General features: G+C 63.1%; 23 protein-coding genes and 1 tRNA gene. 10 read left to right on the top strand and 14 right to left on the bottom strand.

From position 1 onward, the window contains the following. Positions 1-23: 23 nt before the first annotated feature. Complete coding sequence (locus KI243_RS01620) at positions 24-500, top strand: carboxymuconolactone decarboxylase family protein (protein WP_177108112.1); 477 nt, start codon at positions 24-26, stop codon at positions 498-500. Further along, positions 490-942: a GNAT family N-acetyltransferase gene (locus tag KI243_RS01625; RefSeq protein ID WP_177083572.1), complete on the top strand. Its 453-nt coding sequence runs from the start codon at positions 490-492 to the stop codon at positions 940-942. Before KI243_RS01620 ends, KI243_RS01625 begins: the two co-directional genes overlap by 11 nt. A gap of 306 nt (positions 943-1,248) precedes the next feature. Here the strand turns inward: KI243_RS01625 and KI243_RS01630 are convergent, their stop codons facing one another. The 5 genes from KI243_RS01630 to KI243_RS01650 form a co-directional block, all read right to left on the bottom strand. Further along, positions 1,249-2,460 (bottom strand): methyltransferase, encoded by a 1,212-nt coding sequence (locus KI243_RS01630; RefSeq protein ID WP_212810384.1) that lies wholly within the window; start codon positions 2,458-2,460, stop codon positions 1,249-1,251. Between the two features lie 192 nt (positions 2,461-2,652). Then, the gene (locus KI243_RS01635) at positions 2,653-3,342 is read right to left on the bottom strand and encodes an ABC transporter permease (protein WP_178989933.1); all 690 of its coding nucleotides are present in this window, start codon (positions 3,340-3,342) and stop codon (positions 2,653-2,655) included. Then, complete coding sequence (locus KI243_RS01640; protein WP_017127000.1) at positions 3,342-4,034, bottom strand: ABC transporter permease subunit; 693 nt, start codon at positions 4,032-4,034, stop codon at positions 3,342-3,344. The genes KI243_RS01635 and KI243_RS01640 overlap by 1 nt, the downstream gene beginning before the upstream one ends. Before the next feature lie 66 nt (positions 4,035-4,100). Further along, complete coding sequence (locus KI243_RS01645) at positions 4,101-4,850, bottom strand: ABC transporter substrate-binding protein (RefSeq protein ID WP_017126999.1); 750 nt, start codon at positions 4,848-4,850, stop codon at positions 4,101-4,103. A gap of 13 nt (positions 4,851-4,863) precedes the next feature. After that, complete coding sequence (locus KI243_RS01650) at positions 4,864-5,637, bottom strand: ABC transporter ATP-binding protein (protein ID WP_177106402.1); 774 nt, start codon at positions 5,635-5,637, stop codon at positions 4,864-4,866. Positions 5,638-6,171: 534 nt separating this feature from the next. Here KI243_RS01650 and gabP point away from each other — a divergent pair. Next, positions 6,172-7,563 carry a GABA permease gene (gabP, locus tag KI243_RS01655; RefSeq protein ID WP_178989932.1) on the top strand — a complete coding sequence of 464 codons (1,392 nt, stop codon included), beginning with the start codon at positions 6,172-6,174 and terminating at the stop codon, positions 7,561-7,563. Positions 7,564-7,761: 198 nt separating this feature from the next. Here the strand turns inward: gabP and KI243_RS01660 are convergent, their stop codons facing one another. The 6 genes from KI243_RS01660 to KI243_RS01685 form a co-directional block, all read right to left on the bottom strand. Further along, on the bottom strand, positions 7,762-8,166 hold the full coding sequence (locus KI243_RS01660; protein ID WP_017126996.1) for a hypothetical protein: 405 nt from the start codon (positions 8,164-8,166) through the stop codon (positions 7,762-7,764). A 132-nt stretch (positions 8,167-8,298) separates the two neighbouring features. Next, positions 8,299-9,237, bottom strand: a complete 939-nt coding sequence (locus KI243_RS01665; RefSeq protein WP_177118541.1) for an alpha/beta fold hydrolase — start codon at positions 9,235-9,237, stop codon at positions 8,299-8,301. 156 nt (positions 9,238-9,393) lie between these two features. Next, positions 9,394-9,469, bottom strand: a tRNA-Phe gene (locus KI243_RS01670). A 103-nt stretch (positions 9,470-9,572) separates the two neighbouring features. Beyond that, the gene (locus KI243_RS01675) at positions 9,573-9,845 is read right to left on the bottom strand and encodes an oxidative damage protection protein (protein ID WP_017126994.1); all 273 of its coding nucleotides are present in this window, start codon (positions 9,843-9,845) and stop codon (positions 9,573-9,575) included. Continuing rightward, positions 9,842-10,909 (bottom strand): A/G-specific adenine glycosylase, encoded by a 1,068-nt coding sequence (mutY, locus tag KI243_RS01680; protein ID WP_177118542.1) that lies wholly within the window; start codon positions 10,907-10,909, stop codon positions 9,842-9,844. Before mutY ends, KI243_RS01675 begins: the two co-directional genes overlap by 4 nt. Continuing rightward, positions 10,906-13,128 carry an AsmA family protein gene (locus tag KI243_RS01685; RefSeq protein WP_177118543.1) on the bottom strand — a complete coding sequence of 741 codons (2,223 nt, stop codon included), beginning with the start codon at positions 13,126-13,128 and terminating at the stop codon, positions 10,906-10,908. The genes mutY and KI243_RS01685 overlap by 4 nt, the downstream gene beginning before the upstream one ends. 525 nt (positions 13,129-13,653) lie before the next feature. Between KI243_RS01685 and KI243_RS01690 the strand changes: the two genes are divergently transcribed. The 7 genes from KI243_RS01690 to KI243_RS01720 all read left to right on the top strand — a co-directional run bounded on the left by KI243_RS01690 (position 13,654) and on the right by KI243_RS01720 (position 19,476). Beyond that, positions 13,654-15,315: an OFA family MFS transporter gene (locus KI243_RS01690; protein WP_017126991.1), complete on the top strand. Its 1,662-nt coding sequence runs from the start codon at positions 13,654-13,656 to the stop codon at positions 15,313-15,315. A 280-nt stretch (positions 15,316-15,595) separates the two neighbouring features. Further along, positions 15,596-16,189, top strand: coding sequence for an imidazoleglycerol-phosphate dehydratase HisB (gene hisB / locus KI243_RS01695; RefSeq protein ID WP_007909204.1), 594 nt, complete (start codon positions 15,596-15,598; stop codon positions 16,187-16,189). After that, positions 16,189-16,827 carry an imidazole glycerol phosphate synthase subunit HisH gene (gene hisH / locus KI243_RS01700; protein WP_017126990.1) on the top strand — a complete coding sequence of 213 codons (639 nt, stop codon included), beginning with the start codon at positions 16,189-16,191 and terminating at the stop codon, positions 16,825-16,827. The genes hisB and hisH overlap by 1 nt, the downstream gene beginning before the upstream one ends. Then, complete coding sequence (locus tag KI243_RS01705; RefSeq protein ID WP_017126989.1) at positions 16,828-17,088, top strand: DUF2164 domain-containing protein; 261 nt, start codon at positions 16,828-16,830, stop codon at positions 17,086-17,088. 41 nt (positions 17,089-17,129) lie between these two features. Next, positions 17,130-17,867, top strand: a complete 738-nt coding sequence (gene hisA, locus KI243_RS01710) for a 1-(5-phosphoribosyl)-5-[(5-phosphoribosylamino)methylideneamino]imidazole-4-carboxamide isomerase (RefSeq protein ID WP_017126988.1) — start codon at positions 17,130-17,132, stop codon at positions 17,865-17,867. Between the two features lie 9 nt (positions 17,868-17,876). After that, positions 17,877-18,647, top strand: a complete 771-nt coding sequence (gene hisF / locus KI243_RS01715) for an imidazole glycerol phosphate synthase subunit HisF (protein WP_017126987.1) — start codon at positions 17,877-17,879, stop codon at positions 18,645-18,647. Between the two features lie 73 nt (positions 18,648-18,720). Beyond that, entirely contained in the window at positions 18,721-19,476 is a 756-nt protein-coding gene (locus KI243_RS01720) for an ABC transporter substrate-binding protein (RefSeq protein WP_177118544.1), read from the top strand. A gap of 17 nt (positions 19,477-19,493) precedes the next feature. On the opposite strand, the gene KI243_RS01725 is transcribed toward KI243_RS01720, so the two are convergent. From KI243_RS01725 to KI243_RS01735, 3 genes are read right to left on the bottom strand one after another with little or no spacing between them, the layout of a single operon-like run. After that, complete coding sequence (locus KI243_RS01725) at positions 19,494-20,285, bottom strand: divergent polysaccharide deacetylase family protein (protein WP_017126985.1); 792 nt, start codon at positions 20,283-20,285, stop codon at positions 19,494-19,496. Position 20,286: 1 nt separating this feature from the next. Then, positions 20,287-21,609 (bottom strand): S41 family peptidase, encoded by a 1,323-nt coding sequence (locus KI243_RS01730; protein ID WP_177058134.1) that lies wholly within the window; start codon positions 21,607-21,609, stop codon positions 20,287-20,289. 31 nt (positions 21,610-21,640) lie between these two features. Continuing rightward, a complete protein-coding gene (locus tag KI243_RS01735; RefSeq protein ID WP_017126983.1) occupies positions 21,641-22,936 on the bottom strand; it encodes a murein hydrolase activator EnvC in 1,296 nt (431 codons plus the stop codon). Positions 22,937-23,053 lie beyond the last annotated feature (117 nt).

Raw genomic sequence — 23,053 nt, forward strand, 5'->3', positions numbered from 1 at the left:
CCGACCTCATGGGAGAACCGGGCATGACCCAACGTCTCAACTATTTCGATGCCGCGCCCCAGGGCTACAAAGCGCTGGGCGGCGTAAAGAGCTATGTGCAGGGCTGCGGGCTGGCGCCGGAGCTGATCGACCTGGTGTACCTGCGGGTGTCGCAGATCAACGGCTGCGCCTACTGCATCAACCAGCACTCCCGCGACCTGATCAAGCTCGGTGTGAGCCAGGACAAGGTACAGCTGGTGCCCGTCTGGCGCGAAGCCGAAGCGCTGTTCGATGTCCGTGAACGTGCCGCCCTGGCCTGGGCCGAGACCGTCACCCTGGTGCATCAGACGCAGATTCCGGACGAGGACTACAAGGCCGTGGCAGCGGTCTTCGCTGACAAGGAACTGGCCGACCTGACCCTGGCCATCGGCCTGATGAATGCCCTGAACCGGGTCGGTGTCGGTTTTCGCCTGGTGCCGCCGGGTGTGCGCGAGCATGAGGAGGCGTGTCGTGGACAATAACCTCGTCTATACCCTGATCGAAACCGAAGCCGCGTGCCGCGAGTGTTTTGCGGTGATGCGCGAACTGCGTCCGCATCTGACCGACGAGCAGTTCTTTGTCGAGCAGGTCTTCCGTCAGGGTGAGCAGGGCTACCGCTTGCTGGCTTTGCGTGAGCGCGGGCAGGTGATCGGCCTGGCGGGGTTCCGGGTGACGGAGAACACCCTGTATGGACGCTTCATTTATGTCGATGACCTGGTGGTGACGGCCGCGCAGCAGCGTCGCGAGCTGGGGGCCGCGTTGCTGGAGGAGGTGCGTCGTCATACCCGGGCCCTGGGTTATCGCTACCTGGTGCTCGACACCGGCCTGCATATGCCCTTGGCGCAACGCTTCTATTTCCGCCAGGGAATGCTGGCCAAGGGCATGCACTTCGTCCAGGACCTGCGGTTGGGGCCGGCGACATGAGCCGTGCCCTGTTGCTGAATGTCAGCCTCTATGGCAAGGCGGTCCGGGGCCTTCAGGGCCGGGGAAAACACTGCGTTATGTCCATTGGCTAGAGCGCTTATGCACAAGTGGTTGGTCGCTGGCGGGCCGGGAAAGCGAATTTGTGGACTCGTTCTCATCACGGTGCAACTCCCTGTTTTTTCGGTGCTTTATTTTATGAACAAAAAATGACCAGGCAGGCTTTGACGCTACAGGCTTTGTTTTTCGCGGTTGTCTAGCAAAAGCATCAACAGAGTTATCCACAGGCTGGACATGGCAATGTGACAGTTAGCTGCGTTCCGCCAGGAGCATCAGGTTGCGCGGCGTCAGCGGGCTTTCGCAGAACTGGCCGAGGCGAACGCGGTAACCCTGTTCTTCGAGGAACAGCGCACGGTCGAGCACCAGCCAGAGTTCCAGTGGACGGCGGAACAGGCCGCGCAGCAGTTCCAGGTTGCGGACCTCGGCCAGTCGTTGCCAGCCTGCTGCTTCCAGCTGTGTCCAGTCCTGATCCCCCACTGTGGATAACTCCTTGAGCGCGGCCAGGTCGCGGCAATAGTCGGCGAACGGCTTGTCGAGCCAGGCGCTGGGCAGCGAGGGGGTCGGCAGGTAGTCGTCGCTCTGGCGCAGTCGGCGTTGCAACAGGTCGAAGGCCAGGCGGCGGGCCATGGAGGTGTCGCGCTGGCGCCGCACCCGGGCACCGGCGGTCACGGTTTCGCTCAGGGGCAGGGCCAGGTCGTCCAGCGACAGGTGCAGTGCCGAGGCCTGGGCGGCGACGGACAGGGCCTGGTAGTGGTCACTGCCGATGCGGTTGTAGCAGCACGGAGCGATCGCCAGTTGCCGACAGCCGGCGCGGCTGGCGAGCTGCATCAGGCGTACATGCAGGTCGCCGCAGGCGTGCAGGGCCACCGGCGTGTGCCCGGCGTTCAGGCGTGAACCGGCATCCGCCGCCATGACGTCTTGCTGGACGTGCCGGGCGGGCAGGTGATGATGCCGGCTCAATTGCTCGCCGCTGGCGACCAGGGCCGGATCGTATTCCAGGCAGGTCAGTTGCTGGCCGGGTTGCAGCAGGCGGCGGCCGAGATGGCCCTTGCCGGAGCACCAGTCGAGCCAGTGCTCGGGCGAACGGGCGAAGTCGAGGCGGCCGGCGAAGGCTTCGATTTGCTGCCATTTGCGGCCGGGGACATCGACGTTCAGGCGGTGATTGGCGGGCGGCAGGGCGCTGGCGTGGAGGGTGCCGACAGCGGCCAGTGCGCCGGATTCGGCTGCCAAGGCCGGAAACGGCGCCGGGGCGGCAAGCTGCTCCGGATGGTTGTGGCTGGTTTCGGCGTCGTCGAGGCTGCGCTGGCGTAGCCAGGTGGCGAGTTGCGGATGCTGGTTTTCCCACGGCAGGTACAGGTGGGTGAAGGGCCGTGGGCGCCAGAGGTGCTGATGCGCCGAGAGAAATGTATCCAGGGCCTTGAAGCGGGTATGCAGGTCGGGGCCTTGGAGGATCAGGGGCATGTCGCGGGCTCCGGGTTGGCGTCTTCGCGGGTGAAAGCCAATTTAAAGCAACCGTGGGACCTGTAGGCGCCGGCTTGCTGGCGATGGCGGTGGTGAATCTTACATCGCCATCGCCAGCAAGCCGGCTCCTATGGGGGATCGCGTTGAGGCTATGGGGTGGCAGGGGATTTTAAGTCCCCTGTGCAAACATCCCTAGCGCCCCTGGCAGGCGTCGACCCGCATCCAGCGTTCCAGCTGCTTGAATGCCTGCACCAGCAGGAAGGAGATCACCAGGTAGAACACCCCGGCAGTGAAGAACATGTCCACCGTGAGGTAGTTGCGCGCAATAATGGTCCGGGTCATGCCGGTCAGTTCCAGCAGGGTCACGGTACTCGCCAGGGAACTGGCCTTGAGCATCAGGATCACTTCGTTGCTGTAGGCCGGCAGGCCGATCCGCGCCGCGCGCGGCAGCATGATGTAGAACAGTGCCTTGGGCCGCGACATGCCCAGCGCCCTGGCCGCTTCGATCTCGCCCGGCGGGATGGCCTGGATGGCCCCGCGGAGGATTTCGGCGATATAGGCGGTGGTATGCAGGGTCATGGTCGCCGCCGCGCACCAGAACGGATCGCGCAGGTAGGGCCACATGAAGCTGGTGCGGATCGAGTCGAACTGTGCCAGGCCGTAATACACCAGGAACAGCTGGACCAGCAGCGGCGTGCCACGGAAGAAGAAGATGTAGCCGTAGGGCAGCGCCCGCACGAACCACAGTCTGGAGGCCCGGGCGATGCCCAGTGGCACGGCCAGGATCAATCCCAGCACCACGGCGATGCCCACCAGTTCCAGGGTCAGCAGCGCCCCCTGGAAAAACTTCGGCAGCCATTTGATGATGACTTCCCATTCCATTATGTGGTCCTCACAAAACCGCGCGCGGCACGTTTTTCCAGGAAGTGCATGCCGATCATGGCGAGGATGGTCAGGCCCAGGTACATGAAGGCCGCCACCAGGTAGAAGGTGAAGGGCAGTCTGGTGAACTGCACGGCGTTCTGCGCCTGGCGCATGATTTCTTCCAGGCTGATGACCGAGACCAGCGCGGTGTCCTTCATCAGGATCATGAACAGGTTGCCCAGCCCCGGCAGGGCGATACGCCACATCTGCGGCAGGATCAGCCGGCTGAAGATCCGCGCCTTGGACATGCCCAGCGCGACTCCCGCCTCGCGGTGCCCCTTGGGGATCGCCAGGATCGCGCCACGAAACACTTCCGTGGCGTAGGCGCCAAAGCACAACCCCAGGGCGATGACTCCGGCGGCGAACGGGTTCAGGGCCAGTTCGGGGTTGCCGAAGACATTGCCCAGGGCGCTCATCAGTCCGACGGTGCCGTAGTACATCAGCAGCACCCAGAGCAGTTCCGGCACGCCACGGACCAGGGTCGAATAAGTGCCCCCCAGCCATTGCAGCGGTTTGTACGGTGAAGTCTTGGCCAATGCACCGAGCAGCCCGAGCACCAGTCCCAGACACAGGGCACAGAGCGCAAGCTTGACGGTCATCAGCGCGCCGGCGGCAAGCGCCGGGCCGAATCCGAAGAGATCAATATTCATGGGCAAGGCAGGCTTTGCTTGGGGACGACCGGCACCTTGCGTCGAGGTGCCGGCCATCGGGGCAGGTCAGAGGATGCTGAACGGGAAGTACTTGTCGTTGATCTTCTTGTAGGTGCCGTCGGCGATGATTTCCTTCAGCGCGGCGTTCAGCTTCTCGCGCAGCGGGTCTTTCTTGCGTACGGCGATACCGATCTTGTCGCTTTCTTCCACCGGGTCGCCCTTGAATTCATAAGCCTTGCCGGCGTCGCTTTTCAGCCATTCGTAGTTGACGTACTTGTCGGCGAGGATGCCGTCCAGGCGACCGGCCTGCAGGTCGAGATAGGCGTTTTCCTGGGTGTCGTACAGCTTGATGCTGATGTCGTCACCGAAGTGGTCTTCCAGGAAGGTGCCGGCCAGGGTCGCACGTTGGGCGCCGATCACTTTGCCTTTGAGCGAGGCCTTGTCGGTCTTGAAGTCGACGTTTTTCGGGGCGATGAATTGCAGCTTGTTGGAATAGTACGGGTCGGTGAAGTCCACGGCGTTCTTGCGATCGGCGGTGATCGACATCGAGGAGATCAGGAAGTCGAACTTATTGGTGTTCAGGGCCGGAATGATGCCGTCCCAGTCCGAGGTCACGACGGTGCATTCGACTTTCATCTTGGCGCACAGGGCGTCGCCGATGTCCTTGTCGAAGCCCACGACCTGGCCGCTGGCGTCCTTGTTGTTGAACGGCGGGTAAGCGGCCTCGATGCCCATTTTCAGGGTCTCGGCGAAGGCACTGGCGCTGAAGGCCATGGAGACGGCAGCGGCCAGGAGGATTTTCTTGTAGGTCTGCATTCGGGTTGCTCCGTTAGCGGTTGCTGGACATGAATTGTTTGCAGCGTGCCGAAAGCGGGTTCTCGAAAACCTGCTGTGGCGTTCCTTGCTCTTCGACCAGGCCCTGGTGCAGGAATACCACTTCACTGGAGACCTGGCGGGCGAAGCCCATTTCATGGGTGACCAGCAGCATGGTACGGCCTTCTTCGGCCAGGGCGCGGATCACGTTGAGGACTTCCTGGACCATCTCGGGGTCGAGGGCCGAGGTCGGCTCGTCGAACAGGATGACCTTGGGTTGCATGGCCAGCGTGCGGGCGATGGCCGCGCGTTGTTGCTGACCACCGGAAAGCTGGGCGGGGTAGGCGTGGCGCTTGTCGGCGATGCCGACCTTGGCCAGCAGGGCCTCGGCGACTTCGATGGCCTCGCGCTTGCTCTGGCCGAGGACGCGGCGCGGGGCCTCGATGATGTTGTCGAGGATGCTCATGTGCGGCCAGAGGTTGAAGTTCTGGAACACGAAGCCGATTTCGCTGCGCAGGCGGTTGATCTGCCGGCCGTCGGCGGCCACCAGTTCGCCGTTTTTCGCGGCCTTGAGCTTGAGTTCTTCACCGTTGACCAGGATCTGGCCCTGGTGCGGGTTTTCCAGCAGGTTGATGCAACGAAGGAACGTGGACTTGCCGGAACCGGAGGAACCGAGGATCGAGATCACATCACCGTCGCGGGCAGTCAGCGAGATACCCTTGAGTACCTCCAGCTCACCGTAGCGTTTGTGCAAGTTGCGGATTTCAAGCGCGGGCGTGGCCTCAGCCATGTGCGTTCCTCATTGTTCTGTTGCGCTCCTGCTGTTGGCGGCCTTCCTGGCGAGCGCCAAGCTAGCATAGGGTTCGGACGGGAGAGGGCGGTGCCGTGGCAGGTTGTCGCATCGGCACAGCTGACTGTCGCCCCATCAACAACCGAACACCCGTTTGACCTGTCTTCAGCGCGGCAGTCGCGTCAAAAAGGGCGCGATGTTGCCAGCTTTGGCCGAGGGTTGGAAGGGTAAACCGGCTCTACGGGCATTGGCTCGCCCTTAAAAGGGGCGTAACGATTGTTTTTGCCTGTTTCCGGTGCATTCAGGTGAGGGCTGATCTGGGTGGCTCGGTAACGCTCTGGCGAATTGCCATTAATCTCAATGACTTGCGATTTCCCTTCGGTCGGATGTGTGGGCCCCGGCAGCCGGGAGCTTGTAACATTTTGGCGCAAATCTTGCGTAAAAAATAAAATACGCCCCCGTTGAGTTCCTTTTACAAGGTTGCCAGTGACGAGGGGCGGAATGAATAGCTCTTCATTGCATAGGTAGTCCTCAATGAGCGGTACGCATAATTCCAACAATCTGGAGCAAGGGCTCAAGCCCCGGCATGTGACAATGTTGTCGATTGCCGGGGTGATCGGTGCCGGGCTGTTCGTCGGCTCCGGGCACGCGATTGCCGAGGCCGGTCCCGCCGTGCTGCTGGCATACGCCGCGGCCGGTACGCTGGTGGTACTGGTGATGCGCATGCTGGCCGAAATGGCCGTGGCGTCGCCGGATACCGGTTCTTTCTCGACTTACGCAGACCGTGCCATCGGGCATTGGGCCGGTTTCACCATCGGCTGGCTGTACTGGTGGTTCTGGGTCCTGGTGATCCCGCTGGAGGCCAACGCCGCGGCGACCATCCTGCATGCCTGGTTCCCCGGTGTGGCGATCTGGGCCTTTACCCTGGTCATCACCCTGCTGCTGACCGCGACCAACCTGTTCAGCGTGAAGAACTACGGCGAGTTCGAGTTCTGGTTCGCGCTGATCAAGGTGATCGCGATCATCGGCTTCGTGGTCCTCGGCCTGCTGGCTATCTTCGGCCTGTTGCCGACCAGCCAGGTCAGCGGCGTGTCGCATCTGGTGGATACCGTGGGCTTCATGCCGAACGGCATGGGCGCGGTGCTGGCGGCGATGCTGACCACCATGTTCTCGTTCATGGGGACCGAGATCGTGACCATCGCCGCGGCCGAGTCGAAAGATCCGGGCAAGCAGATCTCCAAGGCCACCAACTCGGTGATCTGGCGGATCGGCCTGTTCTACCTGGTGTCGATCTTTATCGTGGTGTCGCTGGTGCCGTGGAATGATCCGACCCTGGCGGCTGTCGGTTCCTACCAGATCGTGCTGGACCGCATGGGCATTCCGAACGCCAAGCTGATCGTCGACCTGGTGGTGCTGGTGGCGGTGACCAGTTGCCTGAACTCGGCGCTGTATACCGCTTCGCGGATGCTCTTCTCCCTGGGCAAGCGCGGTGACGCCCCGGCGGTGTCGAGGCGTACCAACGCCAGCGGCACGCCTTACTGGGCGGTGATGCTGTCGACGGCCGCGGCATTCCTGGCGGTCTTCGCCAACTACGTTGCGCCGGCGGCGGTGTTCGAATTCCTGCTGGCCAGCTCTGGCGCCATTGCGTTGCTGGTGTACCTGGTGATCGCGGTATCGCAACTGCGCATGCGCCGTCAGCGCATGGCGGAAGGCGAGAAGATCGACTTCAAGATGTGGCTGTTCCCGGGCCTGACCTGGGCGGTGATCGGGTTTATCGTCGTGGTGCTGACGGTGATGCTGTTCCAGGAGGCCCATCGCATCGAAATCCTCGCCACGGGCTTGCTCAGCGTGCTGGTGGTCGCGGCCGGCCTGCTGGTGGCGCGTCGTCGGCGGCTTGAGAAAGCCGGGCGGGTGGTGATGAGCTGATCGGGCTGGCGTGGTTTGTCAGTGGGGCTTTCGTGGGTCATGAAGGCCTCATCGCCAGCAAGCCGGCTCCCACAAGGTTGGTGTCATGCATCGGCAAGCCGGCTCTCACAAGATTGGTGTCATGCACCAGGTTGTGGGAGCCGGCTTGCCAGCGATGATCGTGAACGATGATGCGGGGTATCCGATACCCCGACATTGCTAGTCGGCGGCTTTCTGCAAGGCTTGCGAGGCGGCGACATAGTCGGCCTGGAAGGCCGGGCTCTCGATCCAGGCCAGCGCGGCTTCTTCGCTGGCTTCGGTGGCCCACTGGCGATACTCAATCAGGGCGGACAGGATGAAATCCGTCGCCCCTTCCTCGCCTTCCTGCTCCAGTACCAGTTCCAGCAGCGGGTCTTCCAGGAAGACGCCGCACATGGCCTGCTGGCTGGTGGCTTCGGCGTTGCGCATGCGTTTGAAGAGGTCGGTCAGGTCGACCGATTCGAAATCGATCCGATCATCGTCCACCGGCAGCGACTCGGCCGGCTCGGCGCGACGGGTACGGTTCTGCTTGGCCTTGGCTTTCGCCCGCTGCGCGCGTTTGTGTTGCTTGTTCTCGGATGCCATGGGCTCTGGTGCTTTCGGGAAGAGGTAAGTGGGGAATTATCCCTGTGAACCGGCGCAATGCCAAAGCGCATTTTTTCCCGGCCCCAGGACGATAGCGAGCCCGGTTCAACCCGTGACGTGGTGCCTCGCGCTTCAACGCGCAACGATCTGCCCTGGCGTCTGCGCCATCAGCTCTCCCTTCCTCAGCCAGTGCAGCGCAATCGGCCAAAGCTTTTCCTGGTACTGGCTACGAAAGAACGCGAAATGCCCCACTTCGGTTTCGGCAATCTCCTCAGGGGCGATTCGCAGGTGGGTCCGTTCGCTGCTGGTGAAGTAACCCAGGAGGCGCTCTATGGCCGCTATCGTGCCGAAAGGATCGTCTGTGAGGCTGATGGCGAGGATTTTCGCCTGTACGCGGGAAAACGGCAGGGCGGCGAGCTTTCGTGCGCTGGGGCGTTTCTCGTAGGCCGCCGTTGGGGTGCTCCAGTCCGCCACCACGCCGGCGGGGGTGTCTTCCAGCCAGCCGAGGCGCTTGCCCGGGAAGTAGCCGTAGAGGCGGGTCAGCAGCGGCATCGCCACGTGCCACTTGGCGAACATCTTCCAGCGGGAGGCGGATGCGTAGTCGCGCCAGTAGGCGAATTGCGCGCCGACGGTCACCAGGTGCCGGATCAGTTGTCCCGATGCCGCCAGCCCCGCGCCGCAGCCGCCGAAGCTGTGGGCGACGACATCGATCGGCTGGCCGGGGAATTCGCGACTGGCCCGCAGCAGCATCGATTCGAAATCCAGCGCGCCCCAATCGGTCCAGGACGCGTCGAGCCCGCGCATGGAGGCGGGGCGCGATTCGCCGATGCCGCGATAGTCGTAGGTGATCACGTCGAAGTCATTGGCGAACAGATAGTCGGCAAAGCGCGAGTAGTAGCGGCAGCGCAACGAGGTGGCGGCGCTGATGATGACCACCGGGCGCCCGGCCTTGTGCTCGCCGTGGCGCCAGGTGAAACCACCCAGTACAAAGCCATCGACCGCGGCCTCGATAAAGGGCGCGGCAATGCAGTCGGCGGGGGAAAGGGCGGATGGGCACTCGGAGGTGGTCATTGGGCAGGTTCCTTGCGTTTGCAGCGAGGCTTGCAGGCATGCCTCGTCACCGCTTTTATCAGAACCTGACGCTACCAAATTCCAGGCAATAAAAAACCCGCGCTTGGCGGGTTTTTCAGTTTTCAGATGACTTTGACACCACCTGAAAGTAATTAGTGGTGCCCAGAGACGGAATCGAACCGCCGACACGGGGATTTTCAATCCCCTGCTCTACCGACTGAGCTATCTGGGCAACGGGGCGCATTAAAAGGGTTTTTCGAGGAGTCGTCAAGCACGATTTCAAAAAAAATTTAATTATTACCGTCGCTTACGACTCCAACCGCGAAAACACAGGGTCATTCGGCCGGTGGAACGTAGCCTTCGGCCTTGGCGTATTCCTCGCCGGAAAAGAACTTGTCCATCTCGCCCTGGATGTATTTGCGGTCTTCGGCATTCATCATGTTCAGGCGCTTTTCGTTGATCAGCAGGGTCTGGTGCTTCAACCAGTCGCCCCAGGCCTTCTGGGACACGTGATCGTAGATATCCTGGCCCTTGGCGCCCGGATACGGAGGGCGCTCCAGGCCCGGCAGTTCTTCCTGGTACTTGCGGCACATCACGGTGCGGGTCATTGCAACTCTCCTGCATTCAATACGTCGGCTGCGCGTTTGAGCAGCTTTTTCACCGGGGCGGCAAGGCCCAGGCGCGGCGGGGTGGCGAGGTTATACCAGAGCCAGTCGGCCTCGGCCACGTGATGGGCCGACTCTTCGACCCGCACCAGCCACGGCTCGATGGCCAGTTGGAAGTGGCTGAAGGTGTGCGTCAGGCTCGGCAGTTCCTGCTGGCGCCCCAGTTCCAGCGAGTGTTGCAGGGCAAGATGCGGCAGGTCGTCGAGGCCATCCAGCTCCGGCAGGCTCCACAAACCGCCCCAGAGACCGCTGGAAGGCCTGCGGTAAAGCAGGATGGCGCCTTCGCGGTTGGCCAGCAGTGGCATCAGCGTGCGCTTCTGCGGCACGCTCTTGCGCGGCTTGGGAATCGGGTAGCGGGTCTCCAGGCCATGCTTGTGCGCTTCGCAGCCGCTTTCCAGCGGGCACAGCAGGCAACTGGGCTTGCTGCGGGTGCAGAGCGTCGCCCCCAGGTCCATCATCGCCTGGGTGTAGTTGTTCACCCGGGCGTGGGGCGTGAAGCGCTCGGCGTTGGCCCAGAGCTGTCTGGCGACCTTCGGCTCGCCGGGGTAGCCCTCCTGGGCGGTATAACGCGCCAGCACCCGCTTGACGTTACCGTCGAGGATCGGTGCGCGCAGGCCCATGCTGATGCTGGCGATGGCGCCGGCGGTGGACAGGCCGATGCCCGGCAGTTCGGTGAGCTTCTCGACATCCTGCGGGAATTCGCCGCCGTATTCGGCGACGACGATCTTCGCGGTCTTCTGCAGATTGCGCGCGCGGGTGTAGTAGCCCAGGCCGGTCCACAGGTGCAGCACTTCGTCTTCCGGTGCGGCGGCCAGGGCTTCGACCGTCGGCAGGGACGCCATGAACCGGTCGAAATAGTTCAGCACGGTACTGACCTGGGTCTGCTGCAACATGATTTCCGAGACCCACACCCGGTATGGCGTGATGCCCTGTTGCCAGGGCAGGTCGTGGCGGCCGTGACGGTCATACCAATCCAGTACCGCCGTTGAAAACTGTTCGGCTCTCATCGCTTGAACAGCCCCTTGAGTGCGTTTTTCAGTTCCGGGCTGACCTTGTCGCCGAGCTTTTCGTCGATCTTTTCACTCAGCTTGTTGCCGGCCATGCGCGCGGCCACCTGGCCGAGGCCGTCCTTGTCGATACGGCAGGCCTTGGCCCCGAGTTCCAGGGGACCGCGGCAGCGCAGCGGCCATTCGATCCCGGCGAAGTTCTCGCCGACCTGGCAGGCCGGGTCCGGCATGTCGCTCTTGTCGCCTTCGACGACGATACCCAGGCGGTAGTCCATGCCCAGCACGCGCAGGTCGATATCGCCATTGCCGTTGGCGGTGAGGCCGGGAATGCGCACCTTCATGTCCGGGTTGCTGGCGACGCCGTTGCGGATCGTCAGGCTGCCCTTGAGCTCCTGGAACGGGGTGTCCTTGCCACGCGGCTCGCTGCTCAGGGTCTTGCGGTTGAGCAGGGCGATGCCGGTGCAGAGCTGTTGTTCCAGGTTGGCATTGAGCAGCACGCCGTCATTGAGGACGAAGCTGGCGGTGCCGTTGAGGCTGTCGATCAGGGCTTTTTCGCTGTTGCCGGTGCCGCTCAGGTCGCTGGTGAGGGTCAGCGCGCCCTTGACCGGTGGCTTCTGTCCCTGGGCCTGCAGTACGCGCTCGACCGGCACCTTGTTCAATCGGGTCTGCAGGTTCAGGCGTGGCTGGTCGTTGCGTACGTCGAGGCTGCCCTTGGTGTCGAAACTGCCGTTGTAGAGATCGCCACGCAGGCTGGCGAGGGTCAGCAGGCCGCCCTGGCCGGTGGCCTTGATGGCGGCGTTGTCGATCGGCAGCTTTTTCAGGATCAACTGGTCGAAGTTCAGGTCGGCGTCCACGTCCAGGCTGCGCAGGCGTTCGATGGGCAACAGCTTGTCATTGCTCCAGGCGCCCTTGGTCGGCGCGTCGGGCAGCGGCGTGGTACCGGCGACGGCATTGGCTTCGCTGCTCATGACTTCGGCCTGGCGGACTTTCGAGGCGCTGTCGGCATCCGCCGACTTGGGCGGCAGGTAGCGATCGGCGTCGAACTTGTCGGCCTTGAGCTGGACGCGCAGGGACTGCTTGGCGAAGTCCTCGACGGCGATCCGCCCGCTGATGCTGCTGTCGTCGAGTTTCAGGTTGATGTTGTCCAGTGCGAGGCTGGTCGGCGTACCGCTCAGGCGGGTCACCAGCTCGACCTTGCTCAGGCTGCCGTCGGCCACCGGTGGCAGCGGCTGGCCGACGCTGTCGAGGAATTTCATCAGGTCGAACTGGGCAATCGACAGGCCGCCGTTGATCTGGGGCGTCTTGTCGAGGTCGTTGGCCTTCAGCTCGCCAATGGCGCGCAACTGGTTGGCCGACAGCTTGAGGTTGGTCCATTCGGCGACGTTCGCCGCCATATCCACCAGTAGTTGCCCCTGGACCGAGAAGGTCAGGCTCTTGCCCTGCAACGGGTCGCCCGAGGCTTCGCCGGTCAGGCGCATGTCGGCGAGCTGGTAGCGCTTGAGCGCGCGGTCGAAGCGCAGTTCGCCGTTGAGTTCGGTCCTGGCCCGCAGCACCGGCTGGTTGGTGCCGAAGAAGGCGGTCAGCTTGACCGAGATGTCCTTGCCTTCATGAACGGCGCCGGTACTCAGCTGGATGCTTTCCGAGGTGATCTGGCGTCCGGTCTTTTCATCGCTGAATTCGACCCGGGCGTTGTTCACGGTCAGGCTGTCGATATCCAGGCGGATCGGCTGTGAAGGTTTTTCCGCTTCGGCGTTGCCGGCCACCTCGGGCGTACCCGAGGCCTGGCCGGTTGCCCCGGCCGGTGTGGCGCCCGGCAGTGGGCGACCGATGTCTTCCCAGTTGCCGTGGCCGTCCTTGTCGCGGTTGAGCATCAGGTTCAGGCCTTCGACGCGCACGTCGCTCATCTGCACTTCGCGGCGCAGCAGCGGCAGCACGCGGACCGACAGGCCGAGCATCTGCAGGTCGGCAAAGGGCTTGGTCGGATTGGCCAGGGTCGCGACGCTGGCGTCGTGCAGCTCCAGGCCCAGCCATGGGAACAGACTCCAGCCGATGTCGCCATTGAGCGTCAGCTCAATGTGGGCCTTGTCGCGGGCCATCTGGCGAATCTCGTTTTTATAGTCGTTGGGATCGAACCAGTGGGTGAGGGCGAAGCCCAGTGCCACGATGATCAGCAACAACCCGAGAAGTACCAGACCCAGGATTTTGCCGAACGCTTTCATGGGCGAGTCCTTGTAGTCAGTCGAATATGAAGTTAGCCCGCAAGTATAACGCCGCGGGGCAGATGGCAGAGCATGGATACTACCTGCAGCGTCCGCGCAGGCAAATGAAGCCTGGTTGCCGGCACCCGGTTCCCGAGATGGCCTGCCTGCGTGGCCCGACGCCCGGTGGTTAGGGGCGCTGGCGAATTTTCTGTCACAGGCTGCTCCGCTACGTCGGGGCTCAGGGTAAATTTTCGCACGCACAATTCAGATGGCTGCCAAACATCCGCCTGCCGTTCCGGGGCGTCGCGCCCACGGGGCCCGGCAGGCGCTCTGCACGCTTTCAATGCAGTTGGATTACAAAAGACGATATCAGTTTGGTTTTTCTGTCACGAGCAAATGGTAATCTTCCGACGTTCGCCAGCCCTTCTGCGACGTATTGTCGCGTTTCTGAGCTTTACTCGATAAAACGACCATGCCTGTGTGCACCAAAAGGTCGGAGTGAAGTGTTGCTGTCGAACCATTATTCCAATGGGGGAAACACCAATGAGCACTAGCACCACGGCTGGCAGCCTCGCCACCGAGCCAGCGTTCCTGTCAAAAGAACGCATCATCGCCAAGCCAGGCTTCAATCGCTGGCTGGTCCCACCGGCCGCCCTGGCCATCCACCTGTGCATCGGCATGGCCTACGGCTTCTCGGTGTTCTGGTTGCCGCTGTCCAAGGCCCTGGGCATTACCGCACCGGTCGCCTGCGCGCCGGACATGAGCTTCATCGCACAAGTGTTCTCGTCGCAATGTGACTGGCCGATCTCGATGCTCGGCTGGATCTACACCCTGTTCTTCATCTTCCTCGGCTGCTCGGCAGCGATCTGGGGCGGCTGGCTGGAACACGCCGGGCCGCGCAAGGCCGGTGTGGTGTCTGCACTGTGCTGGTGCGGTGGCCTGCTGATTTCGGCACTGGGGGTCTATACCCACCAGATCTGGCTGATGTGGATCGGTTCCGGCGTGATCGGTGGTATCGGGCTGGGCCTGGGCTATATCTCGCCGGTGTCGACCCTGATCAAGTGGTTCCCGGACAAGCGCGGCATGGCGACCGGCATGGCGATCATGGGCTTCGGTGGTGGCGCGATGGTCGGTGCTCCGCTGGCGGCGGCGCTGATGGGCCACTTCGCTTCGCCGACCAGTGTCGGCGTATGGCAGAGCTTCGTGGTGATGGCGGTGATCTACTTCATCTTCATGATCGGTGGCGCGCTGTCGTACCGCGTACCGCCGACCGGCTGGAAGCCTGAAGGCTGGACCGCGCCGGTGAAGAAGGCGACCAACGCGATGATTACCCATCGTCACGTGCATGTGAACGTGGCCTGGAAGACCCCGCAGTTCCGCCTGGTGTGGCTGGTGCTGTGCCTGAACGTTTCCGCCGGTATCGGTATCCTCGGCATGGCTTCGCCGCTGCTGCAGGAAGTCTTCGCCGGCAAGTTGCTCGGCAACGGCCTGACCTTCGGTCAGCTGGACGCCGGTCAGTTGGGCCAGATCGCCGCCATCGCGGCCGGCTTCACCGGTCTGCTGAGCCTGTTCAACATCGGTGGCCGCTTCTTCTGGGCCTCGTTCTCCGACTATATCGGCCGCAAGGCGACCTACTTCGTGTTCTTCGCCCTGGGCTTCGCGCTCTATGCGTCGGTACCGAGCCTCGGTCACCTGGGCAGCATCGCCCTGTTCGTGGCGGCGTTCTGCGTGATCCTGTCGATGTACGGCGGCGGCTTCGCCACGGTCCCAGCCTACCTGGCGGACCTGTTCGGTACACAGATGGTCGGTGCAATCCACGGTCGCCTGCTGACCGCCTGGGCCGCGGCCGGCGTGCTCGGTCCGGTGCTGGTGAACTACCTGCGTGAGTATCAGCTGAGCATCGGCGTGGAACGCGCCGCGGCCTATGACATCACCCTGTACATCCTCGCCGGCCTGCTGGTGCTGGGTTTCATCTGCAACCTGCTGGTGCGTCCGGTGGCCGACAAGTACTTCATGACCGACGCCGAACTGGCCGCCGAACAGGCGCTGGGTCATGACAAGGGCGCCGACAGCACCACCGTGCTGGAGTGGAAAGCTTCCCCTGGCAGCAAGCCGATGGCGATCGCCGCCTGGCTGGTCGTGGGCATTCCTCTGGCGTGGGGTGTGTGGGTCACGCTGCAAAAGACTGCTGTGCTGTTCCACTGATCATCGTCTCGCAGGAGCTGGCTGGCTGGCGATGGCGGTGTGTCAGGCGACGAACAGGTCGCTTGTCCAATCGCCATCGCCAGCAAGCCGGCTCCTACACAGCGGTACAGTGCCAAGGTATTGCGATTCTCTTCGGACAACGTTTCTGCTTGTCCTGACAGGTACATCCCTGGCGGTGCTGGTTCCAGCCCGTCAGGGAGTTCACCTTCCGTGTTTCTGTTTGCCGTCCGCGCCCCTATAATGGTTGCCTTTTTCGCCCAATGATTTTGCGGAGCTGGTGATGGCCGAACGTAAGGCGTCCGTCGAGCGCGACACTCTGGAAACCCAGATCAAAGCCTCGATCAACCTGGATGGCACCGGAAAGGCCCGATTTGATATCGGAGTCCCTTTTCTTGAACACATGCTCGACCAGATCGCCCGTCACGGGCTGATCGACCTGGATATCGAGTGCAAGGGCGACCTGCATATCGACGACCACCACACCGTGGAAGACGTCGGTATCACCCTGGGCCAGGCCTTCGCCAAAGCCATCGGCGACAAGAAGGGCATCCGTCGCTACGGCCACGCCTATGTGCCGCTCGATGAAGCGCTGTCGCGCGTGGTCATCGACTTCTCCGGCCGTCCTGGCCTGCAGATGCACGTGCCCTATACCCGCGCCACCGTCGGCGGCTTCGACGTCGACCTGTTCCAGGAATTCTTCCAGGGCTTCGTCAACCACGCGCTGGTCAGCCTGCACATCGACAACCTGCGTGGCACCAACACCCACCACCAGATCGAAACCGTGTTCAAGGCCTTCGGTCGTGCCCTGCGCATGGCCGTCGAACTGGATGAGCGCATGGCCGGGCAGATGCCGTCGACCAAGGGCGTCCTGTAATGCAGACGGTCGCGGTTATCGATTACGGCATGGGCAACCTGCACTCGGTGGCGAAAGCCCTCGAGCACGTCGGTGCCGGCAAGGTGCTGATCACCAGCGATGCCGCGGTGATTCGCGAAGCGGACCGGGTGGTGTTCCCCGGTGTTGGCGCGATTCGCGACTGCATGGCGGAGATTCGTCGCCTGGGCTTCGACTCGCTGGTGCGTGAAGTCAGCCAGGATCGTCCGTTCCTCGGCATCTGCGTGGGCATGCAGGCCTTGCTCGAACGCAGCGAAGAGAATGACGGCGTCGACTGCATCGGCCTGTTCCCCGGCCAGGTGAAGTTCTTCGGCAAGGACCTGCACGAGGCGGGCGAGCACCTGAAAGTGCCGCACATGGGCTGGAACGAAGTGAAGCAGGCGGTGGACCACCCGCTGTGGCACAACATCCCGGACCTGGCGCGTTTCTACTTCGTGCACAGCTACTACATCACCGCCGGCAATCCGCGGCAGGTGGTGGGCAACGGTCACTACGGCGTCGACTTCGCCGCGGCGCTGGCCGAGGGCTCGCGCTTCGCCGTGCAGTTCCACCCGGAGAAGAGCCATACCCACGGCCTGCAACTGCTGCAGAATTTCGCCGCCTGGGACGGGCGCTGGTAAATGGCCGCGAAGAAGAGCAAGCCGCCGATCCTGACCCTCACTCCCGAACAGGAGAGCGAGGCCAATCACAAGATCAAGCGCTTCATGGAAGATCGCTTCGAACTGAACCTGGGTTCGTTCGAAGCGGCTGAAATCCTCGACCTGTTTACCCGCGAAATTGCTCCGCACTATTACAACAGGGCGATTTTCGATGTGCAGACGCACCTTAAGGAAAGGTTCGAGAGCATCGAAAGCGACCTGTGGGCGCTCGAGAAAAACTGATTTCCGAGTGAAGCTGAAAAAACGACTTTAAGGTTTGCCAGATGCTGATTATTCCCGCTATCGATCTCAAAGACGGTGCCTGCGTACGTCTGCGCCAGGGCCGCATGGAAGATTCCACGGTGTTCTCCGAAGACCCGGTGAGCATGGCTGCCAAGTGGGTAGAGGGCGGCTGCCGCCGTCTGCATCTGGTCGACCTCAATGGCGCCTTCGAAGGCCAGCCGGTCAACGGCGAAGTGGTCACCGCGATCGCCAGGCGCTACCCGAACCTGCCGATCCAGATCGGCGGCGGCATCCGTTCGCTGGAAACCATCGAGCACTACGTCAAGGCGGGCGTGAGCTACGTGATCATCGGCACCAAAGCCGTGAAAGATCCGGCGTTCGTCGCTGAAGCCTGCCGTGCGTTCCCGGGCAAGATCATCGTCGGTCTGGATGCCAAGGACGGGTTCGTCGCCACCGATGGCTGGGCTGAAATCAGCACCGTGCAGGTCATCGACCTGGCCAGGCAGTTTGAAGCCGACGGCGTGTCCTCGATCGTTTATACCGACATCGCCAAGGACGGCATGATGCAGGGCTGCAACGTGCCTTTCACCGCCGCCCTGGCCGCTGCGACGAAGATTCCGGTGATCGCTTCCGGCGGCATCCACAACCTGGGTGACATCAAGTCGCTGCTCGACGCCAAGGCGCCGGGCATCATCGGCGCAATCACTGGCCGGGCGATCTACGAAGGCACTCTCGACGTCGCCGAGGCGCAAGCCTTCTGCGATTCGTACACAGGCTGAGGACTGACCATGGCGCTGGCCAAACGCATCATCCCTTGCCTGGACGTCGACAACGGTCGCGTGGTCAAGGGCGTCAAGTTCGAGAATATCCGCGATGCCGGCGACCCGGTGGAAATCGCCCGGCGCTACGATGAGCAGGGTGCCGACGAGATCACCTTCCTGGATATCACCGCCAGCGTCGATGGCCGTGACACCACGCTGCATACCGTCGAACGCATGGCCAGCCAGGTCTTCATCCCGTTGACCGTGGGCGGTGGCGTGCGCACCGTGCAGGACATCCGCAACCTGCTCAATGCCGGTGCCGACAAGGTCTCGATCAACACCGCGGCGGTGTTCAATCCCGAGTTCGTCGGCGAAGCGGCGCAGCACTTCGGTTCGCAGTGCATCGTGGTTGCCATCGATGCGAAGAAGGTTTCGCTGCCGGGCGAAACCCCGCGCTGGGAAATCTTCACCCACGGCGGCCGCAAGCCTACCGGGCTGGATGCGGTGGAGTGGGCGAAGAAGATGGAAGGCCTGGGGGCCGGCGAGATACTGCTGACCAGCATGGACCAGGACGGCATGAAGAACGGTTTCGACCTCGGCGTCACCCGCGCCATCAGCGATGCCCTGGGCATTCCGGTGATCGCCTCCGGCGGTGTCGGCAATCTCCAGCACCTGGCCGACGGGATCCTCGAAGGCCATGCCAGCGCCGTGCTCGCGGCGAGCATCTTCCACTTCGGCGAGTACACCGTGCCGGAAGCCAAGGCCTACATGGCCGCGCGCGGTATCGTGGTGCGCTGAGCCCAACAGACCGCTGGACAGCATGACGGCCCCAAGTCACTCTTGAGGCCGCTATGGATTCCGGTTACCCACTATGTCTAAACGCTTTTTCCTCGCGCTTTCCTGCCTGATCGGGCTGTTCTCGGGCGCGGCAGTCGCCGCGGACACCGCCGATGGCGGAATTGTCCTGCTGACGGAAAACTTCCCGCCCTACAACATGGCGAAAAACGGCAAGAACTTCGCCCAGGACGAGAATATCGAAGGCATCGCCGCCGATATCGTGCGCGAAACCTTCAAGCGTGCCGGCATCCCCTACAGCCTGACCCTGCGCTTCCCCTGGGAGCGGATCTACAAGCTTGCCCTGGAAAAGCCCGGTTATGGCGTATTCGTCATGGCCCGCCTGCCCGAGCGCGAAACGCTGTTCAAGTGGGTCGGTCCCATCGGTCCGGACGATTGGGTGCTGCTGGCCAAGGGTGACAGCAAGATCGCCCTGGCCGGTGTCGAGCAGGCTCACCGCTACAGGATCGGCGCCTACAAGGGCGACGCCATCGCCGAGTACCTGGAGCAGCACGGCTTCAACCCGGTGATCGCCCTGCGTGACCAGGATAACGCGAGGAAGCTGATGGACGGCCAGATCGACCTGTGGGCCTCGGGCGATCCCGCCGGGCGCTACCTGGCGCGGCAGGAGGGGGTTTCCGGGCTCAAGACGGTCCTGCGCTTCAACAGCGCGTCGCTCTACCTGGCCCTCAACAAGGACGTCCCCGATGCCGTCGTCGCCCGCTTGCAGGCCGCCCTCGACCAACTGCGCCGCGAAGGTGGCGTGGATCTGATCTTCGCTCGCTACCTGTAGGGGCGTTCAGCCGGGGATTAGTGGTACACGCCCTGCTTGCCATGGGCTTCGGTCGCCTGGTTGCCGCGCAGGGCGATCATCGACCTGATATCGATCCACTCGATGCCCTGTTCCTTGAGCCGCGGCAGCTCGCGTTCCAGGACCGCCAGGGTCTGCGGGTACGGGTGGCCGATGACCACGACCGTGCCCTGCTTGCGTGCCAGCCTGATCGCCGTTTCCAGCTGGGCGGTGATGGCCGGCTCGGTGCGCTCGTTGTCGAGGAATACGTCCCGCGAGACGCTCGCCAGGCCGATCTTCTGTGCTTCGGAGGCGGCGACGGTGCGGGCGCTGGTGCGGCTGTCGACAAAGAACTTGTTGCGTCGTTGCAGTTCGCCCATCAGCCAGGCCATGGCCACCGGTTCGGCGGTCATGCGGCTGCCTTCGTGGTTGTTCACGCCACTGGTATAGGGCACCGCCTTGAACGCCGCGGCGAGGCGCTTCTGCAACTCGTCCAGGGGCAGTTCGGGATGCCAGGCGAAGGGGCCGGTTGCCGGGTCCATGGGCATGTGCAGCATGACGATCTTGCCGGCCTTGTGCGCCTCGCGGGCAAACTCGGCGGCGTGCGGGGTGTCGGGCATGATCGATGGCGTGGCCGGGCCGGGCAGGGCAAGCACGCGACGGTCCCGGGGCAGGTTCTGCCCCAGGTCGTCGATGATCAGCGTGAGATAGGCTTTCGGCGGCTTGGGCGCGTCGACCGGCGTTGCGTGGGCAACGCCGATCAGGCAGGCGAACAGCCATCCGAACAGAGCAGGCAGTGACCAGCGCGGCATCTCAATTGCCGCGCGTGACGCTCAGGCCCTTGAGCAGGCTCAGGGCCTGCCCCAGTTGGTAGTCGTCGTCCTGCAGGCGAGCCTTGCCCTTGACCGGCTTGACGCTCGGCTTGTCGGCGCCGCCGTTGCCATTGCCCAGGTGGCCCTGCAGATCGGCTTCCTTGAAGGTTTCGTCATCCTGGGCGCCGGTGACCTTGGCCTGGCGCACTTCGATGTCCGGAACGATGCCCTGGGCCTGGATCGAGCGGCCGTTCGGCGTGAAGTACAGCGCCGTGGTGATCTTCAGCGCGCGATCATTGCTCAGCGGCAGCACGGTCTGGACCGAGCCCTTGCCGAAACTGGTGGTGCCCATCAGCACGGCACGTTTCTGGTCCTGCAGGGCGCCGGCGACGATTTCCGATGCCGAGGCGCTGCCGCCGTTGATCAGCGTCACCATCGGCACGCCGTCGCTTTCGTCGTGGCCGGTGGCCGAGAAGCGCAGCTCGGAGTTGGCGATGCGGCCCTTGGTGTAGACGATCAGGCCCTTGGTGATGAAGTGGTCGACCACTTCCACCGCCGCCTGCAGCACGCCGCCCGGGTTGTTGCGCAGGTCGAGGACGATGCCGTTGAGCTTCTTGCCGTTTTCCTTGCGCAGGGCCGCGAGGGCCTTGGAGACCTCTTCGCCGGTCTTGACCTGGAACTGGGTGATGCGGATATAGCCGTAGCCGTTTTCCAGCAACTGGCTGCGCACGCTCTTGGTGCGGATGATCGCCCGGGTCAGGGTCACGTCGAACGGCGCGCCGCCGTTGCGTACGAGGGTCAGGGTGATCTTCTGCCCGACCTTGCCGCGCATCTTGTCGACGGCTTCGGTCATGGTCTGGCCGCGGGTCGGCTGGCCGTTGATCTTGACGATCAGGTCACCGGCTTCGATGCCGGCCTTGGATGCCGGTGTGTCATCGATCGGCGAGACAACCTTGACGATACCTTCCTCGCCGGCACCGACTTCGATGCCCAGGCCGCCGAACTCGCCGCTGGTGTCTTCCTGCAACTGGGCGAAATCTTCCGGCCCCAGGTAGGCGGAGTGCGGGTCGAGGTTGCTGAGCATGCCCTTGATGGCATTCTCCAGCAGGGTCTTGTCGTCCACGGGTTCGACATAGGCGGCTTTGATCCGGTCCATGACCTCGGCGAAGGTGCGCAGCTCGTCGAGCGGCAGCGGAGCCTTGGCGGTGACGGCAGGAGCGGCCGCCGGTGCGGGCTGGGCAGGTTGCGCAGCGAACGCGTGGGGCGCGCCGATCACAAGGGCGATCGTCAGGGCCAGCGAGGTGAGGCGGGACAAATGCAGCATGTCGAACGAACTCCTAAATAAGGTACGGCGCCTATCCTTGCGCGCGACACCATTGTGCTGGATCACTCGGGTGACCCTGCTGACGTATAGCGAAATACAACGCTGGTGCGTCCTGACCGCCACTGTTGCCTACAGTAGAGATCGACTCACCGGCTTTTACCACATCGCCCGCTGATTTGAGCAGCGTCTGGTTGTGGCCGTACAAACTCAGGTAGCCGTTGCCGTGATCGAGAATCACCAGCAGGCCGGCCCCCCGCAACCAGTCGGCGAACACCACGCGGCCACCGTGCACGGCGTGCACCTGGCTGCCGGCGGCGGCGCTGATCATCACGCCGTCCCACTTGGTTCGGGCGTCATCACCACGGGTTTCTCCGAAGCGCGCAAGCAATCGACCATCAACTGGCCATGGAAGTTTGCCGCGCGCTGAAGCAAAAGGGCCGCCGAAGGATTCTCCTGCGCTGGAAACCAAGGGGCCGGGCGCGGATCTGGGCGGTTTGCGCGGGCTGTCATCGCCTTTGCTGGCCAGGGCCTCGGCCTCACGCTGGCGCTTTTTTTCCGCTTCCTGCTGGGCGAGCAGCGCTTTCTGGCGCGCCTCTTCCGCCTCGCGGGCCTGGCGTGCCAGGGTTTCTTCGATGGTTTTCAGGACTTTCGACAGATCGGCCTGGTCCTGTTCGCGGGCGGCGAGCTTCTGGTCGCGGGCCTTCACGTCTTCGTTGAGCTTGGCGAGGGCGGCCTGGCGTTCCTTGCGGACCTTGTCCAGTTCGTCGCGCTGGCTGTCGAGGCTGCTTTTCTGCACCAGCAACTGGGCTTGCTGCAGATTGATGTCGTTTTCGACATTGGCCAGCTGGCGCAGGGTTTCGTTGAAGTTCTTCAGCTGTTCCAGGCGGGCCTGGCTCAGATAGTCGTAATAGGTGAGGGTGCGGGCGAATTTTTCCGGGTTCTGCTGGTTGAGCAGCAGCTTGAGGTATTCCTGGCGACCGCTCTGGTAGGCGGCGCGGGCCTGGATGGCGATCAGTCGCTGTTGTTCAGTGCGCGCGCTCTGGAGTTTTTTTTTCTCTCCATCGAGCCGCTGCAGTTCGCTTTCGCTCTTTTTCAGCTCTTTCTGCAGGGTTTCGACCTGCTTCTCCAGCTTGCCCATCTCGGTTTCGGTGCCGCGCAGGTCTTTCTGCACGCCGGACTTTTCTTCCTGCAGCTTGCCCAGCAGCTTCTTCAGTTCGGCAATGTCCTGACGCGTAGCGTCCAACTGTTGTTGGGTTTGCGCGCGCTCGTCGGCAAAGGCCGGTTGGAGCAGGCAGATCAGAGCTAGGGCGATAAGGGCGCGAAGCATGGGGCGGGCGACACCTGGGAACGGGACGGCCTAGTATGCCCGCCACGCGCTGCAAAAAAAACGTCCAAAAGCGGTTGCTTTCAGGCGTTTCCGATAAAGAGGTAGGCCGACAACCCG

The sequence above is a fragment of the Pseudomonas sp. Ost2 genome (assembly GCF_018326065.1).
GTDB lineage: Bacteria > Pseudomonadota > Gammaproteobacteria > Pseudomonadales > Pseudomonadaceae > Aquipseudomonas > Aquipseudomonas gingeri.

Bases quoted from the DNA above. Each gene is read 5' to 3' on its own strand.
- KI243_RS01660 (WP_017126996.1), bottom strand. From the start codon at position 8,166: ATGGCATCCGAGAACAAGCAACACAAACGCGCGCAGCGGGCGAAAGCC.
- KI243_RS01640 (WP_017127000.1), bottom strand. From the start codon at position 4,034: ATGAATATTGATCTCTTCGGATTCGGCCCGGCGCTTGCCGCCGGCGCG.
- KI243_RS01685 (WP_177118543.1), bottom strand. From the start codon at position 13,128: ATGAAAGCGTTCGGCAAAATCCTGGGTCTGGTACTTCTCGGGTTGTTG.
- hisF (WP_017126987.1), top strand. From the start codon at position 17,877: ATGGCGCTGGCCAAACGCATCATCCCTTGCCTGGACGTCGACAACGGT.
- hisH (WP_017126990.1), top strand. From the start codon at position 16,189: ATGCAGACGGTCGCGGTTATCGATTACGGCATGGGCAACCTGCACTCG.
- gabP (WP_178989932.1), top strand. From the start codon at position 6,172: ATGAGCGGTACGCATAATTCCAACAATCTGGAGCAAGGGCTCAAGCCC.
- KI243_RS01725 (WP_017126985.1), bottom strand. From the start codon at position 20,285: ATGCCGCGCTGGTCACTGCCTGCTCTGTTCGGATGGCTGTTCGCCTGC.
- KI243_RS01720 (WP_177118544.1), top strand. From the start codon at position 18,721: ATGTCTAAACGCTTTTTCCTCGCGCTTTCCTGCCTGATCGGGCTGTTC.
- hisA (WP_017126988.1), top strand. From the start codon at position 17,130: ATGCTGATTATTCCCGCTATCGATCTCAAAGACGGTGCCTGCGTACGT.
- KI243_RS01630 (WP_212810384.1), bottom strand. From the start codon at position 2,460: ATGCCCCTGATCCTCCAAGGCCCCGACCTGCATACCCGCTTCAAGGCC.
- KI243_RS01690 (WP_017126991.1), top strand. From the start codon at position 13,654: ATGAGCACTAGCACCACGGCTGGCAGCCTCGCCACCGAGCCAGCGTTC.
- hisB (WP_007909204.1), top strand. From the start codon at position 15,596: ATGGCCGAACGTAAGGCGTCCGTCGAGCGCGACACTCTGGAAACCCAG.
- KI243_RS01705 (WP_017126989.1), top strand. From the start codon at position 16,828: ATGGCCGCGAAGAAGAGCAAGCCGCCGATCCTGACCCTCACTCCCGAA.
- KI243_RS01650 (WP_177106402.1), bottom strand. From the start codon at position 5,637: ATGGCTGAGGCCACGCCCGCGCTTGAAATCCGCAACTTGCACAAACGC.
- KI243_RS01620 (WP_177108112.1), top strand. From the start codon at position 24: ATGACCCAACGTCTCAACTATTTCGATGCCGCGCCCCAGGGCTACAAA.
- KI243_RS01645 (WP_017126999.1), bottom strand. From the start codon at position 4,850: ATGCAGACCTACAAGAAAATCCTCCTGGCCGCTGCCGTCTCCATGGCC.
- KI243_RS01735 (WP_017126983.1), bottom strand. From the start codon at position 22,936: ATGCTTCGCGCCCTTATCGCCCTAGCTCTGATCTGCCTGCTCCAACCG.
- KI243_RS01665 (WP_177118541.1), bottom strand. From the start codon at position 9,237: ATGACCACCTCCGAGTGCCCATCCGCCCTTTCCCCCGCCGACTGCATT.
- KI243_RS01635 (WP_178989933.1), bottom strand. From the start codon at position 3,342: ATGGAATGGGAAGTCATCATCAAATGGCTGCCGAAGTTTTTCCAGGGG.
- mutY (WP_177118542.1), bottom strand. From the start codon at position 10,909: ATGAGAGCCGAACAGTTTTCAACGGCGGTACTGGATTGGTATGACCGT.
- KI243_RS01675 (WP_017126994.1), bottom strand. From the start codon at position 9,845: ATGACCCGCACCGTGATGTGCCGCAAGTACCAGGAAGAACTGCCGGGC.
- KI243_RS01730 (WP_177058134.1), bottom strand. From the start codon at position 21,609: ATGCTGCATTTGTCCCGCCTCACCTCGCTGGCCCTGACGATCGCCCTT.